Origin of the sequence: Streptomyces reniochalinae, from assembly GCF_003323735.1 — a bacterium.
Lineage (GTDB): Bacteria > Actinomycetota > Actinomycetes > Streptomycetales > Streptomycetaceae > Streptomyces > Streptomyces reniochalinae.
This window is the reverse complement of the sequence record NZ_QOIM01000033.1, coordinates 155,733-170,844: the sequence shown is the minus strand read 5'-3', so window position 1 is coordinate 170,844 and position 15,112 is coordinate 155,733. Positions and strand designations below refer to the sequence as shown.

15 protein-coding genes and 3 tRNA genes are annotated in these 15,112 nt (G+C 70.4%); 16 read left to right on the top strand and 2 right to left on the bottom strand.

Features of this window, described 5'->3' with window-relative positions; all coding sequences use genetic code 11:
• Positions 1-7 precede the first annotated feature (7 nt).
• The 12 genes from DQ392_RS14170 (at position 8) to DQ392_RS14115 (ending at position 10,058) form a co-directional block, all read left to right on the top strand.
• Positions 8-421, top strand: a complete 414-nt coding sequence (locus tag DQ392_RS14170; protein WP_181856416.1) for a roadblock/LC7 domain-containing protein — start codon at positions 8-10, stop codon at positions 419-421.
• Positions 422-488: 67 nt separating this feature from the next.
• Positions 489-902: a DUF742 domain-containing protein gene (locus DQ392_RS14165; protein WP_114015943.1), complete on the top strand. Its 414-nt coding sequence runs from the start codon at positions 489-491 to the stop codon at positions 900-902.
• 58 nt (positions 903-960) lie between these two features.
• Positions 961-1,554, top strand: a complete 594-nt coding sequence (locus DQ392_RS14160; protein WP_114016025.1) for a GTP-binding protein — start codon at positions 961-963, stop codon at positions 1,552-1,554.
• Positions 1,555-1,906: 352 nt separating this feature from the next.
• Positions 1,907-5,110 (top strand): sensor histidine kinase, encoded by a 3,204-nt coding sequence (locus tag DQ392_RS14155; protein ID WP_114015942.1) that lies wholly within the window; start codon positions 1,907-1,909, stop codon positions 5,108-5,110.
• 10 nt (positions 5,111-5,120) lie between these two features.
• Positions 5,121-5,534, top strand: a complete 414-nt coding sequence (locus tag DQ392_RS14150; protein WP_037792627.1) for a roadblock/LC7 domain-containing protein — start codon at positions 5,121-5,123, stop codon at positions 5,532-5,534.
• A gap of 197 nt (positions 5,535-5,731) precedes the next feature.
• A complete protein-coding gene (locus DQ392_RS14145; protein WP_245981474.1) occupies positions 5,732-6,502 on the top strand; it encodes a DUF742 domain-containing protein in 771 nt (256 codons plus the stop codon).
• Complete coding sequence (locus DQ392_RS14140) at positions 6,483-7,079, top strand: GTP-binding protein (RefSeq protein WP_114015940.1); 597 nt, start codon at positions 6,483-6,485, stop codon at positions 7,077-7,079. Before DQ392_RS14145 ends, DQ392_RS14140 begins: the two co-directional genes overlap by 20 nt.
• A 202-nt stretch (positions 7,080-7,281) precedes the next feature.
• Positions 7,282-8,067, top strand: a complete 786-nt coding sequence (locus DQ392_RS14135) for a fumarylacetoacetate hydrolase family protein (RefSeq protein WP_114015939.1) — start codon at positions 7,282-7,284, stop codon at positions 8,065-8,067.
• Positions 8,057-9,586, top strand: coding sequence for a glutamate--tRNA ligase (gene gltX / locus DQ392_RS14130; protein ID WP_114015938.1), 1,530 nt, complete (start codon positions 8,057-8,059; stop codon positions 9,584-9,586). Before DQ392_RS14135 ends, gltX begins: the two co-directional genes overlap by 11 nt.
• 180 nt (positions 9,587-9,766) lie before the next feature.
• A tRNA-Gln gene (locus DQ392_RS14125) sits at positions 9,767-9,838 on the top strand.
• Positions 9,839-9,877: 39 nt separating this feature from the next.
• Positions 9,878-9,950: transfer RNA gene (locus DQ392_RS14120), tRNA-Glu, on the top strand.
• 35 nt (positions 9,951-9,985) lie between these two features.
• A tRNA-Glu gene (locus DQ392_RS14115) sits at positions 9,986-10,058 on the top strand.
• Between the two features lie 293 nt (positions 10,059-10,351).
• Here the strand turns inward: DQ392_RS14115 and ndgR are convergent.
• On the bottom strand, positions 10,352-11,068 hold the full coding sequence (ndgR, locus tag DQ392_RS14105; protein ID WP_114015937.1) for an IclR family transcriptional regulator NdgR: 717 nt from the start codon (positions 11,066-11,068) through the stop codon (positions 10,352-10,354).
• Between the two features lie 167 nt (positions 11,069-11,235).
• Here ndgR and leuC point away from each other — a divergent pair, with 167 nt between their 5' ends.
• From leuC to DQ392_RS14085, 4 genes are all read left to right on the top strand, one after another.
• Positions 11,236-12,660, top strand: coding sequence for a 3-isopropylmalate dehydratase large subunit (leuC, locus tag DQ392_RS14100; protein WP_114015936.1), 1,425 nt, complete (start codon positions 11,236-11,238; stop codon positions 12,658-12,660).
• Between the two features lie 32 nt (positions 12,661-12,692).
• Complete coding sequence (gene leuD / locus DQ392_RS14095; protein ID WP_114015935.1) at positions 12,693-13,286, top strand: 3-isopropylmalate dehydratase small subunit; 594 nt, start codon at positions 12,693-12,695, stop codon at positions 13,284-13,286.
• 307 nt (positions 13,287-13,593) lie between these two features.
• Entirely contained in the window at positions 13,594-13,848 is a 255-nt protein-coding gene (locus DQ392_RS14090) for an SCO5555 family protein (RefSeq protein ID WP_114015934.1), read from the top strand.
• A gap of 124 nt (positions 13,849-13,972) precedes the next feature.
• On the top strand, positions 13,973-14,611 hold the full coding sequence (locus DQ392_RS14085) for an HU family DNA-binding protein (RefSeq protein ID WP_114015933.1): 639 nt from the start codon (positions 13,973-13,975) through the stop codon (positions 14,609-14,611).
• Positions 14,612-14,907: 296 nt separating this feature from the next.
• On the opposite strand, the gene DQ392_RS14080 is transcribed toward DQ392_RS14085, so the two are convergent.
• Entirely contained in the window at positions 14,908-15,111 is a 204-nt protein-coding gene (locus DQ392_RS14080; RefSeq protein ID WP_114015932.1) for a hypothetical protein, read from the bottom strand.
• Position 15,112 lies beyond the last annotated feature (1 nt).

Genomic DNA, 15,112 nt, shown 5'->3' with positions numbered 1-15,112 from the left:
GAGTCCGATGAGCCAGGCTGCGCAGAATCTGAACTGGTTGATCACCAACTTCGTGGAGAACACCCCCGGGGTGTCGCACACGGTGGTGGTCTCCGCCGACGGCCTGCTTCTGGCCATGTCGGAAGGGTTCCCCCGGGACCGTGCCGACCAGCTGGCGGCGGTCGCCTCGGGGCTGTCCTCGCTGACGTCGGGTGCGTCGCGGATCTTCGAGGGCGGTGTCGTCAATCAGACCGTGGTGGAGATGGAGAGGGGATTCCTCTTCATCATGGCCATCTCCGACGGTTCCTCACTCGCCGTCCTCGCCCACCCGGAAGCGGACATCGGCCTAGTCGGCTACGAGATGGCGCTGTTGGTGGACCGTGCCGGAAGCGTACTCACTCCGGACGTACGCGCGGAACTCCAGGGAAGCATTCTCAACTGATCGTCACGCTCCCCCCACCTGAGCACCACAGTCCGCCCGCCGACCCCATGCCTCGCTCGGAGGAGCCATGACCCCGCCGCCCGCCTCGCACGACCCGTACGGCGCGTACAACGCCCATGCGCCGTACGGTGGTGAGGGCGACCAGCCGCTGGTGCGTCCCTACGCCATGACCGGCGGGCGCACCAGGCCGCGCTACCAGCTCGCCATAGAGGCCCTGGTGAGCAGCAACGCGGACCCGATGCAGTTGCAGGGGCTGCTCCCGGAGCACCAGCGGATCTGCCACCTGTGCCGGGAGGTCAAGTCGGTCGCGGAGGTCTCCGCGCTGCTGGCCATCCCGCTGGGGGTGGCCAGGATCCTCGTCGCCGACCTCGCCGAGGCCGGCATGGTGGCCATCCACCAGCCGGGCAGTGCCTCGGACCCGGGCGGTACCCCCGATGTGACGCTGCTGGAAAGGGTGCTCAGTGGACTTCGCAAGCTCTAGCCCGCAGATGGACCCGGCCGGGCGGCAGCCGGCCCCGCCGGTGGGTCCGATGGGCTCCATGGGCCAGCACGGCCAGCAGGGTTTCGGGGTGCCCGCGCCCGCGCGTTCGACGACCTCCGCGAAGATCGTGGTGGCCGGCGGTTTCGGCGTGGGCAAGACGACCTTCGTCGGCGCGGTCTCGGAGATCAACCCGCTGCGTACCGAGGCCGTGATGACCTCGGCCTCGGCCGGTATCGACGACCTGACCCACACCGGTGGCAAGACCACCACGACGGTGGCGATGGACTTCGGCCGCATCACGCTCGACGACGACCTGATCCTGTACCTGTTCGGTACGCCGGGTCAGGACCGGTTCTGGTTCATGTGGGACGACCTGGTGCGCGGTGCCATCGGTGCCGTGGTGCTGGTGGACACCCGCCGGCTGGCGGACTGCTTCCCCGCGGTGGACTACTTCGAGAACAGCGGGCTGCCGTTCATCATCGCCCTCAACGGGTTCGACGGGCACCAGCCCTACTCTCCTGAGGAGGTCCGCGAGGCGCTGCAGATCGGTCCCGACGCGCCGATCATCATCACCGACGCCCGCCACCGGGCCGAGGCCAAGAGCGGGCTGATCACGCTGGTGGAGCACGCACTGCTCGCCCGCCTCAAGTAGCGCCCTACGTCCGACGCCCCGGGCAGGGCCGCGCTGTGTTTTTCGCCATGTCCGGCAGCCGTCGCGGCTTCACGTTCATAACGTTTCGAAAGAGAATCGCGCCCGGCTGAACACGCCGGGCGTGCGGAACGTTTCGCTCTGCGCACGAATGCCGGGCCATTTGGCGCCGCACGGCCCCAATGCCCGTTTTTCTGTCGTCGGCTCCGCGCTGCTCTCTTCGCCTTCCGTAGCCCTCCGTAATCCGCCAGGTGTTTGGACGGGGCGGCTTTGACGTGCTGGAATTCCCTGAACTCAGCAGTAGCGCAGGCGCAGTACGTCCGAAGGCGTCGCGCACCGAGAGGTGAGAAGTCGAGTGAGGCGAACGACCAGGGGTACGCCGGGCCCGGCGCCGGAGCGCTCCGAGGGGGGCGTCTCCGCGGAGTCGCGGGGCAACTTCACCCCACCGCCGCGTCCCGCCGCGCCACGCGGGCCACAGGGTGCCGCGCGCCCTGTGCCTGCCACCGGCGGTGGCAGCCGGTGGTCGGCGCGCAACTGGCGCGTGGCCACCCGGCTGAACGCGATCCTGCTCATACCCGTGCTCGTCGCCCTCGTCTTCGGCGGATTCAAGGTCGAGTCCGACATCGCCGCGTGGCAGGACGCCAAGGAGGCCCAGCGTACGGCCGAACTCGTCGAGGCGGCAGCCGATTACGGCAACGCCCTCATCGACGAGCGTGACAGGACCGCCGAGCCGCTGCTGAAGGGAAAGAGGGACACCTCCGAGGTCAAGAAGGCCAGGGACGCCACGGACGCGGCCGCCAAGAAGTTCAAGCGCGCCGCCACCCACCTGCCGGACAATCCCGGCCTCAAGCGCCGGCTCGCCGCGTTCGAGAAGGCCGAACCGAAGCTCCCCGCCCTGCGCACCGCCGCGTTCTCCGGGGAACTGAGCGGGGTGCAGACGGAGGAGGGCTACGTCGACGTCCAGCACCCGCTGATGGAGTTCGCCAACGAGCTGGGTCTGGGCACCGGCAACGTCACCTCCTACGGCCGCACGGTCTACGCCATCTCGCTGGCCAAGGCCGCCGAGTCCCTCCAGCGCTCGCTGGGCACCCACCTGCTCGTCAAGCCGGGGCCCTCCGCCAAGGACAAGGAAGCGCAGCTCACCGCGCTGGCCTCGTACCACTACCTGGAGCGCATCGCCCTGGGCGAGTACACCTCCGGCGGCCGCCCCGAGGACGTGGACCTGCTCAAGGAGCAGGTCGCCAAGGCCAAGAAGGCGGGCAGCGCGCGCGTACAGGCGGCGCGCGAGAAGGCGACGGCGAGCGGACGGAAGTTCGTGGCGCCGCCCTCCATGGACGCGATGGTCAAGGCCATCGGCTCCGGTGCGAGCGCCCGTGAGCTGCGCGCCAAGGGCATCACCACCGACAGCTGGTTCGCGACCTCCACCGCCACGTTCGACGCCTACCGTGCCGTGGAGTCGAAGCTGACGCGCGACGCGGTCGCGGAGACGGAGAGCATCGCCTCCGACGCCCGCCGTGACGCGATCATCAACTCCGCGATCGTGCTGGTGGCGCTGCTGCTCGCGTTCGTGGTGGCCGGGCGGATGGCCCGCGCCATGAGTCTGAACATGCGGGCGCTGCGTGCGGCGGCCTTCGACGTCGCCCAGCAGCGGCTGCCGATGCTCGTCGACCAGCTCTCGCGCACCGACCCCGGCCGGGTGGACACGCGGGTGGCGCCCATCCCGCTCACCAGCAGGGACGAGATCGGCGAGGTCGCCCGCGCGTTCGACCAGGTGCACCGCGAGGCCGTACGGCTCGCGGCCGAGCAGGCGATGCTGCGCGGCAACGTCAACGCGATCTTCACGAACCTCTCGCGACGGAACCAGGGCCTCATCGAGCGCCAGCTGGGCCTGGTCACGGAGATGGAGAACAGCGAGGCCGACCCGGACCAGCTGGAGAAGCTCTTCCGGATGGACCACCTGGCCACCCGCATGCGCCGCAACGGCGAGAACCTGCTGGTTCTCGCGGGTGAGGAGCCCGGCCGCCGCTGGACGGAGCCGGTGCCGCTGGTCGACATCCTGCGCGCGGCCTCCTCCGAGGTCGAGCACTACGAGCGCATCGAGATCACCGGCATCCCGGAGACGGACATCCACGGGCAGGTGGTCAACGACCTGGTGCACCTGCTCGCCGAGCTGCTGGAGAACGCCGCCTCGTTCTCGTCGCCGCAGTCCAAGGTGCGGGTGACCGCGACGCGGCTCCCGGACGGCCGGATGATGGTCGAGATCCACGACAAGGGCATCGGACTGACCGCCGAGGACTTCGCGGACATCAACCACAAGCTCGCCAACCCGCCCACGGTGGACGCCGCCGTGTCCCAGCGCATGGGCCTGTTCGTGGTCGGCCGGCTCGCCGACCGGCACGGGATCCGCGTCCAGCTGCGGCCCTCGGGCGAGCAGGCGGGCACCACCTCGCTGGTGATGCTGCCCGACGTGATCACCCACGGCGGGGGAGGGGAGGAGGGCCTCGAGGAGGACTTCACCGTCTCCCGGATCGTCCCCGAGCACCAGAACGAGGGCGCCCGCCCGGTGCACGATGATTCCCGCTCGGCCGCGGAACTGGGCTTCGACGACTCGCGCTACGGTGCCTCGGCCCCGTCCTTGCCGAGGGGGCCCGCGGACCGCCAGCGGTTCCCCGCTGAGGGCACCGGGACGACGGAGTTCCAGCAGCAACCGCACTTCCCCGAGCAGCGGGGTCCCCTCCCGGGACAGGGCGGCGGGTACCCGCAGGGCTACGAGCCCTCGGGTGAGATCGCCGCGCAGCAGTACGCGGGCGCCGGGCACGACCAGCAGTTCGACCAGCAGTACGGGCAGCCCTACGGTCCTTCGCAGAGCCAGGACCCCTTCGCGAGCCCGCACGACCAGCCCTACGCGACCGGCCACCCGCAGTCCTTCGACGGGTCGGGCGCGAGGCTCCCCGGTGCCCCGGAGCAGCAGGATGCCAGGAGCCAACTCAGCCCGTACGAAAGCCAGTACGGCTCGCCGCAGCCAGAAGCGGAATCCTCCGTCGGCATGGCAGAGACGGACGCCGAGCGCGTAGGCTTCGACCGTCAGGGTCCCCTCCCCAGCAGCTATCGCACCACCACCGAAGCGGGCCTCCCGCGTCGTGAGCCGGGGCGAGCGCAGCAGGAAGGGGACGGGGGAGCGGGCGGCCCGGACCCGGCGCACGGCGGACAGGCACCGTTCGCGCAGTCCGAGCGGCCCTCGTCACCGGACGAAACCGGAATGCCCCGGCGGAACGAGAACGACGAACGCTGGGACAGGGCGGGCCAGTTGCGCGACCCGCAGGCCGGTGGCATCACCACCTCCGGACTGCCGCGGCGGGTGCCCAGGGCCAACCTGGTCGCGGGCGCCGCTGAGGAGAACCAGCGGGGCGGCCCCTCGGTCTCCCGCGCGCCCGAGGACGTGCGGGGCAGGCTGAGTAATCTGCACCGCGGCATCCGCCAGGGACGCACGGCGGGCGACCCCGACCAGACCGACCGACAGGGCTTCGGCCCCGGCAGCACCTACGATCAGGAGCGTTAGTGTGAGCCCGATGAGCCAGGCGGCGCAGAACCTGAACTGGTTGATCACCAACTTCGTGGAGAACACCCCCGGGGTCTCCCACACCGTGGTGGTCTCCGCCGACGGACTTCTGCTCGCGATGTCCGAGGGCTTTCCCCGCGACCGCGCCGACCAACTGGCGGCGGTGGCCTCGGGGCTGACCTCGCTGACGTCCGGTGCCTCCCGCATCTTCGAGGGCGGCGTGGTCAACCAGACCGTGGTGGAGATGGAGCGCGGCTTCCTGTTCATCATGGCCATCTCCGACGGTTCCTCGCTCGCCGTCCTCGCCCACCCGGAGGCCGACATCGGTCTGGTCGGCTACGAGATGGCCCTGCTGGTCGATCGCGCGGGAGGCGTCCTCACCCCGGATCTGCGCGCGGAACTGCAGGGCAGTCTTCTCAACTAGGGCACAACTGACCCGCGGCCGTGCGCATCGCGTCCGGGCGCCATAAGGTGCCGTGAGCGCAGACGGCCGTATGTCCGTGAGTCGGAGGAGGAAACGTGGCAACGCCCCCAGGAGGTCCGTCGTCGTACGGCAGTGGTCATACCGACCAGCCGCAGGACGCCCAGTCGGCCGCGGCCCCGGGCGGGGACGCGCCCTTCCTGAACCGTTTCAACTTCCCTTCGGCTCCCAGCGAGCACGTCCAGCGCCCGGCCGGCCCCGCCGACCCGCAGCCGCACGCGCCGCACCAGGGGCAGCAGCCGCCGCACCAGGGCCGGCAGCAGCCGCCCGGGCAGCCGCAGCACGGACAGCCCCAGCCCCCCGCGCAGCCCCAGTACGGTCAGCAGCCGCCCCACCAGGCCCAGCCGCCCCACCAGGCCCAGCCGCCCCACCAGGCCCAGCCGCCCCATCAGGCGCAGCCGGACCAGGGGGCGCAGCAACCGCAGCAGCCCCACCCCCAGTCGCCGCACCAGGCACCGCAGCCCCAGCAGCGGCGACCCCAGCAGTCCCGTATCCAGCCGGTGCAGCCCACGCACGGTGAGATGTCGGCCGCCAACGAGCGAAGCGCCGAACACTCCCCGCCCCCGCAGCAGCCGCTGGTGCGCCCCTATGCCATGACGGGTGGCCGGACCCGTCCCCGCTACCAGCTCGCCATCGAGGCGCTGGTGCACACCACGGCGGACCCCGCCCAGCTCCAGGGCCAGCTCCCGGAGCACCAGCGGATCTGCCGCCTGTGCTACGAGATCAAGTCGGTCGCCGAGATCTCCGCACTCCTGACCATCCCGCTCGGCGTCGCCCGGATTCTCGTCGCCGACCTGGCCGAAGCCGGGCTCGTGGCCATCCACCAGCCCGGTGGCGACGAGACCACCGCCGACGGCCAGCCAGACGTGACACTGCTCGAAAGGGTGCTCAGTGGACTTCGGAAGCTCTAGCGCCGGGCCCGTCGAAGATACGACAGCCCGTTCGACGACCTCCGCGAAAATCGTGGTGGCCGGCGGCTTCGGCGTGGGCAAGACGACCTTCGTCGGCGCGGTCTCGGAGATCAACCCGCTGCGCACCGAGGCCGTGATGACCTCAGCCTCGGCCGGTATCGACGACCTCACGCACACGGCCGACAAGACCACCACGACGGTGGCCATGGACTTCGGCCGCATCACGCTCGACCAGGACCTGATCCTGTACCTGTTCGGTACGCCGGGTCAGGACCGGTTCTGGTTCATGTGGGACGACCTGGTGCGCGGTGCCATCGGTGCCGTGGTGCTGGTGGACACCCGCCGGCTGGCGGACTGCTTCCCCGCGGTGGACTACTTCGAGAACAGCGGGCTCCCCTTCGTCATCGCCCTCAACGGGTTCGACGGGCACCAGCCCTACTCGCCCGAAGAGGTCCGCGAGGCGCTGCAAATCGGCCCCGACGCCCCGATCATCACCACCGACGCGCGCCACCGCGCCGACGCCAAGAGCGCACTGATCACGCTGGTGGAACACGCGTTGATGGCGCGGCTTCGCTGAGGAGCGCGCAGCCGGGCCGACGGCCGGGACGTCTCACGCGGGCCGCCGGCCGGGACGTCTCACGGACGGGGCCGGGGTGAGTCGGGGGAGGGCCACGGGCGAGGAAGGGCGGGGCACGGGACGAAAACACCCGGCCCCGCCCTGCGCGGCCGGTGGAATACGCTGGGGTCCCAGCCATTGACACCGGTATCAAAGGACCCCCGTGCGCATCGCAAGATTCTCCCTGGACGGAACCGTGGGTTTCGGCGTCGTGGAGGGCGAGCCCTCGACCCCCGAGGGCCCCGTCCTCGACATCATCAAGGGCCACCCCTTCGCGGAGTTCGAGCGCACGGGCCACAAGCTCCCCCTGAACAAGGTCAGGCTGCTCCCGCCGACCCTCCCCAACAAGGTCGTGGCGATCGGGCGGAACTACGCCGAGCACGCCAAGGAGATGGGCAACGAGGTCGACGAGACACCGGTCACCTTCTTCAAGCCGTCGACCTCCGTCATCGGGCCCGGCGACCCCGTCGCCTACCCCTCCTTCTCCTCCGAGCTGCACCACGAGGCGGAGCTGGCCGTGGTCATCGGCCGCATGTGCAAGGACGTGCCCCGCGAACGCGCCCGGGACGTCATCCTCGGCTACACCTGCGCCAACGACGTCACCGCGCGTGACACCCAGCGCTCGGAGAAGCAGTGGGCCCGGGCCAAGGGCTTCGACAGCTCCTGCCCCCTCGGCCCGTGGACGGAGACGGACCTGGACCCGGCCGACGTCGGCATCATGTGCACCGTCAACGGCGAACAGCGCCAGCTCGGCCGCACCAGCGAGATGGTCAGGCCCATCGAGGACCTGATCGTCCACATCACGGAGGCGATGACCCTCCTGCCCGGCGACGTCATCCTCACCGGCACCCCCGCGGGTGTCGGCCCCCTGCACGTCGGCGACGAGGTCGCCGTCACCATCGAAGGAATCGGCACTCTCACCAACAAGGTGATCAAGCGTGACTACTGAGTTCTCCGGGAGGGAAGGGACCGCGGGCTCGGACGTCCGCGTACGTTTCTGTCCCTCCCCGACCGGCAACCCCCACGTGGGCCTGGTCCGTACCGCCCTGTTCAACTGGGCGTACGCCCGGCACACGGGCGGCACCCTGGTCTTCCGCATCGAGGACACCGACGCGGCCCGCGACTCGGAGGAGTCCTACCAGCAGCTGCTGGACGCGATGCGCTGGCTGGGACTGGACTGGGACGAGGGCCCGGAGGTCCGTGAGGACGGCTTCGTCGCGGGCGGCGGCCCGCACGGCCCCTACCGCCAGTCCCAGCGCATGGACATCTACGCGGACGTCGCGCGCAAGCTGCTGGACGGCGGTTACGCCTACCCCTGCTACTGCACCGCCGAGGAGCTGGAGCACCGTCGCGAGCAGGCCCGCAAGGAGGGCCGCCCCTCCGGGTACGACGGCGCGTGCCGCGACCTGAGCGGCGAGCGGATCGCCGCGTACGAGGCCGAGGGCCGCAGCCACGTCGTCCGCTTCCGGATGCCGGACGAGCCGATCACCTTCACCGACGCGGTGCGCGGCGAGATCACCTTCCAGCCGGAGAACGTGACCGACTACGGCATCCTGCGTGCCAACGGTGCCCCTCTCTACACGCTGGTCAACCCGGTCGACGACGCGCTGATGGACATCACGCACGTCTTCCGCGGCGAGGACCTGCTCTCCTCCACCCCGCGCCAGATCGCCCTGTACTGGGCGCTGATGGAGCTGGGCATCGCCGAACGCGTCCCGGAGTTCGCACACCTGCCCTACGTCATGGGCGAGGGCAACAAGAAGCTCTCCAAGCGCGACCCCCAGTCCTCGCTCAACCTCTACCGGGAGCGCGGATTCCTCCCCGAGGGGCTGCTCAACTACCTCTCCCTGCTGGGCTGGTCGATCTCCGAGGACCGGGACATCTTCTCGCGGGACGAGATGGTCGCCGCCTTCGACATCCACGAGGTCAACGCCAACCCGGCGCGCTTCGACCTCAAGAAGTGCGAGGCGATCAACGCCACGCACCTGCGGGAGCTGCCGCTGGGCGACTTCGTCGCGGCCTGCGAGCCGTGGCTGAAGGCCCCCTACGCGCCGTGGCCGGCGCGGAACTTCTCCCAGCAGGCGTTCGAGGAGCTGGCCCCGCTGGCCCAGACCCGGCTCACGGTGCTCTCCGACATCACCGACAACGTCGACTTCCTCTTCCTCGACCAGCCTGTCGAGGACGAGAAGTCCTGGCAGAAGGCGATGAAGGAGGGCTCGGCCGACCTGCTGCGCACGGCGCGCGGCAAGCTGGACGTCGCCGACTGGACGTCCGCCGACGCGCTCAAGGAAGCCGTCCTGGCCGCGGGCGAGGAACACGGCCTCAAGCTGGGCAAGGCCCAGGCGCCGGTCCGCGTCGCCGTCACGGGCCGCACCGTGGGGCTGCCCCTGTTCGAGTCCCTCCAGGTGCTGGGCAAGGACCGCACCCTGGAGCGCGTCGACGCGGCCCTGGCGAAGCTGGACTCGTAGGCCCCGGACGGAAGACGGTGCTCCGTGGCGGGCCCGGCGGAACTCGTTTTGGAGCACCGTCTTCCATCGGGTAATGTTCTTCCTGTCGCCGAACGGGGCAGGCCGAAAGGGCCGGAACCGCAGGCGGCCACCCAGACAAGATCCCCGCAACCGGTTGCGGTTCAGGGGGTTGCGTTTCGGTGGGCTATGGTGTAATTGGCAGCACGACTGATTCTGGTTCAGTTAGTCTAGGTTCGAGTCCTGGTAGCCCAGCAAGATCCGCGCGCAGGTCACACCCTCCGCGAGATCGAGGCCCCCGTTGTGTAGCGGCCTAGCACGCCGCCCTCTCAAGGCGGTAGCGCCGGTTCGAATCCGGTCGGGGGTACGGATTCCGTCCGACAGGTCGGGATCTCAGGTAGGGCCCCCGTTGTGTAGCGGCCTAGCACGCCGCCCTCTCAAGGCGGTAGCGCCGGTTCGAATCCGGTCGGGGGTACTCGATCACGAAGGCCCCGCACCAGCAGGTGCGGGGCCTTTGCCGTGTTCCACTCCGCGAGGGCGGGCCGGGCGTCACTCCCTGTCCGCGCCCGCGAAGCGCCGCGCCGACTCCTCCGCGTGCGCCGGCCGCCGCGGACTCGGCAGCACGGGCTCGTGCGGCACCGTCGGCACCACACCGGCCTCGACCTGCGCGGGTCCGGGCGGGAAAGCTCTGGGACCTCCCGCGCGGGCCGTATCCGCCCGGCTCCTGGGGCTCCGGGCTCGTAGTGGGCCGGGCGGCGCGGCGGCGGGTCAGCTCGGGCGGCGCAGGGACTCGCTGAGGCGGGCGGCGGCGTCCACGATGGCCTGGGCGTGCATGCGTCCTGGGTGGCGGGTCAGGCGCTCGATCGGGCCCGAGACGGAGACGGCGGCCACGACGCGGTGGGAGGGGCCGCGCACCGGCGCGGAGACGGAGGCGACGCCCGGCTCGCGTTCGCCGATCGACTGGGCCCAGCCCCGGCGCCGTACGCCGGACAGCGCGGTGGCGGTGAACCGGGCGCCCTGGAGCCCGCGGTGCAGCCGCTCGGGCTCCTCCCAGGCCATCAGGATCTGTGCCGCTGATCCCGCCTTCATCGGCAGCGTGGAGCCGACCGGGACGGTGTCGCGCAGCCCCGAGAGGCGCTCGGCGGCGGCGACGCAGATGCGCATGTCGCCCTGGCGCCGGTAGAGCTGGGCGCTCTCGCCGGTCACGTCCCGTAGGTGGGTGAGTACGGGGCTCGCCGAGGCGAGGAGCCGGTCCTCGCCCGCCGCCGCGGCCAGTTCGCCCAGCCGCGGGCCGAGTATGAACCGGCCCTGCATGTCGCGGGCCACCATGCGGTGGTGTTCGAGGGCCACCGCCAGCCGGTGCGCCGTGGGGCGCGCGAGCCCGGTCGCGGAGACCAGCCCGGCGAGGGTGGCCGGACCGGACTCCAGAGCGCTCAATACCAAAGCCGCCTTGTCGAGAACGCCGACGCCGCTAGAGTTGTCCATGCGTCGATACTCGCGTCTCATAGTGTGAAACGCAAGTTCAATTTTCCGGGCGACCCGCCAACCTTGAAGGACGGCCGCCGCTCCTCGGGGTCCCCCCGGCCGAAGGCTGGGGCGGCGGAAAGCATCTCGACATGTGGTCGGCAGCGCTGCCGGCCGGAGGGAAAGCGATGGGACGCACACTCGCGGAGAAAGTCTGGGACGACCACGTCGTCAGGCGCGTGGAAGGCGAGCCGGACCTGCTCTTCATCGATCTCCACCTGCTCCACGAGGTGACCAGCCCGCAGGCCTTCGACGGTCTTCGCAAGGCGGGCCGCGGCGTGCGGCGTACCGACCTGACCCTCGCGACCGAGGACCACAACACCCCGACCCTGGACATCGACAAGCCGATCGCCGACCCGGTCTCGCGCACCCAGCTGGAGACGCTGCGCAAGAACTGCGCCGACTTCGGGGTCAGGCTGCACCCGCTGGGCGACGTCGAGCAGGGCGTCGTCCACGTCGTCGGCCCGCAGCTGGGGCTGACGCAGCCGGGCACGACGGTGGTCTGCGGCGACAGCCACACCTCCACCCACGGCGCCTTCGGGGCGCTGGCCTTCGGCATCGGCACCTCGCAGGTCGAGCACGTGCTGGCCACGCAGACGCTGCCGATGGCGCCGTTCAAGACCATGGCGGTCACCGTGAACGGCGAGCTGCCCGAGGACGTCACCGCCAAGGACCTGATCCTGGCGATCATCGCCCGCATCGGCACCGGCGGCGGCCAGGGCTATGTGATCGAGTACCGCGGCGAGGCCATCGAGAAGCTGTCGATGGAGGCCCGCATGACGATCTGCAACATGTCCATCGAGGCGGGCGCCCGCGCCGGGATGATCGCCCCGGACGAGACGACCTTCGCCTACGTCGAGGGCCGCGAGCACGCCCCCCAGGGTGAGGACTGGGAGGCGGCGGTCGCCTACTGGAAGACGCTGCGCACCGACGAGGACGCCGTCTTCGACCACGAGGTGGTCATCGAGGCCGCCGAGCTGGCGCCGTTCGTCACCTGGGGCACCAACCCGGGCCAGGGCGCCCCGCTGTCCCAGGCGGTGCCGGACCCGGCCACCTTCCAGGACGTCAGTGCGAAACTGGCCGCCGAGAAGGCCCTGGAGTACATGGGCCTGAGCGCGGGTCAGCCGCTGCGCGAGGTCGCTGTGGACACCGTCTTCGTCGGCTCGTGCACCAACGGCCGCATCGAGGACCTGCGTTCGGCGGCCACCGTGCTGGAGGGCCGGAGCGTGGCGGACGGTGTGCGGATGCTGGTGGTCCCCGGGTCGGTACGGGTGGCACTTCAGGCCGTCGAGGAAGGTCTGGACAAGGTGTTCACCGCCGCGGGCGCCGAGTGGCGGCACGCAGGATGCTCGATGTGCCTGGGCATGAACCCCGACCAGCTCCAGCCGGGTGAGCGCGCCGCCTCCACCTCGAACCGCAACTTCGAGGGCAGGCAGGGCAAGGGCGGACGCACTCACCTGGTGTCGCCGCAGGTGGCGGCGGCGACGGCGGTACTGGGCCATCTGGCCTCGCCCGCCGACCTGGCCGACGTACGCGAACCGGCCGCGGTCTGACAAGCGCAAGGCGCCCGAGGGAGACGCAACAGATGGAAGCCTTCACCACCCACACAGGCCGGGCCGTACCGCTGCGCCGCAGCAACGTCGACACCGACCAGATCATCCCCGCGCACTGGCTGAAGAAGGTCACCCGCGACGGTTTCGAGGACGGGCTGTTCGAGGCCTGGCGCAAGGACCCGGACTTCGTGCTCAACCAGCCGGCCCACCAGGGCGCCACTGTGCTGGTCGCGGGCTCCGACTTCGGTACCGGATCCTCGCGCGAGCACGCCGTCTGGGCGCTGCAGAACTACGGCTTCAAGGCCGTCATCTCCTCCCGGTTCGCCGACATCTTCCGCGGCAACTCGCTGAAGAACGGCCTGCTCACGGTCGTGCTGCCGCAGGAGACCGTGGAAGCGCTGTGGGAGCTGACGGAGGCGGAGCCGACCGCCGAGGTGACCGTCGACCTGGTGAACCGCAAGGTCGTGGCCCCCGGTGTCGAGGCGGACTTCGAGCTCGACGAGAACGCCCGCTGGCGGCTGCTGGAGGGGCTGGACGACATCAGCCTCACCCTGAAGAACGAGGAGGCCATCGCCGAGTTCGAGGCCTCCCGCGCGGCCTTCAAGCCCCGGACGCTGGCCGCCTGAGCCCCCTTCACCGCCTGTCAGGACCTCTCCGCGCCCCCGCCGCATCCGGCGGGGGCGCGGTGTTGTGCGGCCAGGACGCGGGAACTCGGGCAAGAGCACACGTGCGCCACTGAATGACGTGAATTAGTCTTGACGTCGGCTCCAGTCGCACCAAAGAACAGTGCCGTTCGCGACGCGCCAGCCCGACTCGTCGCGAGGGGGTCAACTCGGCTGCTGCCCAGTCGAGTTGCCGTCCACACCTCGTGAGGACCCGCCCGACGTCGACCCGCTGGAAGCGACAACTCACCCCAGATGGCACAATCACCGCATGGAACGCGACGGTCAACTGGAGCTCTACGACCGACTCGCCGCCCGACTCAAGGAGGCGCACTCCCGAGTGCGCTCCCCGCAAATCCCACAGAGCGCACGGGTCGCGCTGACCCGGAAGCTGCTCGTCATCACCGCGGCTTCCAAACACGATCTCGCCGATGCCGAACGGCGTCTGGAGCGTCTGATGGCCGACCTCGACGAAGGACGATTCACCGCAGGGCGGGGGGATGTGCGCGCGGACGGAACTCCGTGACGGGCGAGTTCGTTGCGACACAAGGGTGATTCGCCCGTTTCGTGTTTGATTTGCGGTATATATCTGCCTAACGTGCGAAAAAGCTGAACACATTCGTTCCGGCAATGTCTCCGAAGGGGAAGACGTGAACAAGGCGCAGCTCGTTGAAGCTATCCAAGATGACCTCGGTGGACGCCAGGACGCCGCCAAGGCGGTCGATGTCGTACTGGACGCGATCGTCCGTGCGGTTGTCGCCGGTGAGCGTGTTTCGGTCACCGGCTTCGGCTCCTTTGAGAAGGTCGACCGCCCGGCCCGTTACGCCCGCAACCCGCAGACCGGTGAACGCGTCCGGGTCAAGAAGACCTCCGTGCCGCGCTTCCGCGCAGGCGCCGGTTTCAAGGACCTGGTGAGCGGCGCGAAGAAGCTCCCCAAGAACGATGTCGCGGTCAAGAAGGCCCCCAAGGGCAGCCTCTCCGGCGGAACGGCCACCAAGAAGGCCACCGCCAAGAAGGCCGGCGCGAAGAAGGCCACGGCCAAGAAGACCACGGCCAAGAAGGCTCCGGCGGCGAAGAAGACCACCGCCAAGAAGGCCACCCCCGCGAAGAAGGCCCCGGCCAAGAGCACGGCGAAGAAGACCACCGCCAAGAAGACGCCGGCCAAGGCCCCGGCGAAGACCACGGCCAAGAAGGCCCCGGCGAAGAAGAGCACCGCCAAGAAGGCTCCGGCCCGCAAGACGGCCGCTCGCAAGACCACCGCGAAGAAGACCACCTCGCGCAGGCGGTGACGACCACCTCGCGCAGGCGGTGAGGACGCGGAGGCGGACACCGCACTCCGCCGCCCCGCCCGCAGGCGGGGCGAAACGATCCCTCTCCCGGACCAGGGCCCCGGGAAAGGGACCGGGCGGCACCATGCCGCGTCGGCAACGCCGGGCCGGGCTCCCTCGGGGGAGCCCGGCCCGCGGCCGTTCGGCCCCTTCCCGTGAATCCCGCCGAGCCTGCGGAGACCGTCGAGCCAGCGGAGGCGCCCGGGCAGCCGTTCACCGGAGCCGCGGACAGCCGTTCACCGGGTCCGGGCAGCAGTTCACAGGGTTTGCAGTGTCACCAGGGTCACGCGCCGGTCCGTGCCGCGGCCCTGGGTCTCGATCCGCACCCGCTGGCCCGCGCGCAGCAGCAGGAGCCCGCCCGCGTCGAACGCGGCCGCGTCGAAGGAGAGCGGGGTCCCGTCGTCGAGCAGCACGCTGCCCGAGCGGGAGTCCGGATCGTAGGTGTATGCCGTGGCCTGCATG